The sequence below is a fragment of the Duganella qianjiadongensis genome (assembly GCF_009857915.1).
Lineage (GTDB): Bacteria > Pseudomonadota > Gammaproteobacteria > Burkholderiales > Burkholderiaceae_D > Rugamonas > Rugamonas qianjiadongensis.
Map to the genome: position 1 here is coordinate 1 of NZ_WWCM01000052.1, position 1354 is coordinate 1354.

Here is a 1354-nt window from a genome sequence, read left to right on the forward strand (position 1 = left end):
TTCATCCGCACTCGTCGTTAAAATTGAAATCACCTCGAATGTTCAGGAGGGAGCTGCTGCGCCGAGCTCAGGAAAGCGGCGTTAATTAAGCGATAGGATGTGTCCGGTCATACGGGGGCAAGATCACGGACACTTCCGCTAGGCGCATTTTAAATTTTCAAACTGTACTGGGCTGAGATAGCCGATGGTGGAATGCCGTCAGCAAAGTATGAGTCGTCGCGGCAACTGCCATGACAACGCGGTCGCCGAAAGCTTTTTCCAACTATTAAAGCGAGAACGCATCCGCCGCAAAACTTACGAAACGAGGGAGCATGCCAAGCGGGACGTCTTCGATTACATCGAGATGTTCTACAATCCCAAACGCAGGCACAGCTTTAGCAACCAGCTGTCGCCAGCAAACTATGAGAAGCAATATTTTCAGAGTCTGTCGAGCGTCTAACAAACTTGTGGCGATTCACCGAGCGCGCTAAAAAATTTTCGGCCATTAAGCTGCATCAGAAAGTGCTGGAGGAGTAAAAACTATAGTCCTAGTTGGCGAATCGCAATTACTGCCTGAGTACGATTAACTACACCGAGTAAGCGGAATAAGGCTGAAACGTGAACTTTGATGGTTATTTCTGCAAGACCTAACTGCAAGGCGATTTCCTTGTTGGACAAGCCTTTCACGAGAAGTGCCATGATTTCCCGCTGACGATCATTTAATTTAAACGCATGCTCGTCACTATTGGAAACCTTCCCGTTCGCAGTGACCCACTCGGGCTTATTGAGAGTGCCAGCCAAGACTCGTTCCACCACATCAATTAACGTTTCGGCCGATGCCCCTTTGGAGACAAAGGCCATGACGCCAGCACGAAAAGCCATGTTCGCATCCCGCCGGTCTTCCGATGCCGAGACCATAATGATCGGAACCGATGGACATTTAATCTGGAATGCTTTGATCGCTTCTACCCCTTTGGCACCAGGTAAGTGCAGGTCCAGCAAGATTGCGCTCAAACCGCCAGTCCGGTCTATCATGCGCAAGCCTTCCTCTGCGCTGTTCGCGGTGATTGTGCCTTGGTTTCCAACGATTGCCTCCAGCATATGAACCAGCGCCGCTCTGTAGAGCGGATGGTCCTCGACAACCAGAATCGTTTTATTCATGTATTTCCATCAATTAATCAGGTGTTTCGGATCCAATGCAAGAACGATACACGTGGGTGGAGTTAAATTACATATACCTTCGTATATCCCATGCCCTTATACACAAGTCCAGCCGGAGCCTCGCCCGAGCTGAAACCGGCTTAGCTGGTCAATTTTCGCATCTGCCCTTGTAAACTGCCGACTTTTCGCGTTTACTCTCGTCTTTTGGGTGACG

The 1354-nt window shown here is 49.6% G+C and carries 1 protein-coding gene and 1 pseudogene; one reads left to right on the forward strand and one right to left on the reverse strand.

Going from position 1 to position 1354, the window contains the following annotated elements; all coding sequences use genetic code 11:
• Nucleotides 1-205: 205 nt before the first annotated feature.
• A pseudogene (locus GTP27_RS23210) lies at nucleotides 206-439 on the forward strand (IS3 family transposase); the annotation flags it as partial.
• An 80-nt stretch (nucleotides 440-519) separates the two neighbouring features.
• Here GTP27_RS23210 and GTP27_RS23215 read toward each other — a convergent pair.
• Complete coding sequence (locus tag GTP27_RS23215) at nucleotides 520-1140, reverse strand: response regulator transcription factor (RefSeq protein WP_161041452.1); 621 nt, start codon at nucleotides 1138-1140, stop codon at nucleotides 520-522.
• Between the last annotated feature and the right edge of the window lie 214 nt (nucleotides 1141-1354).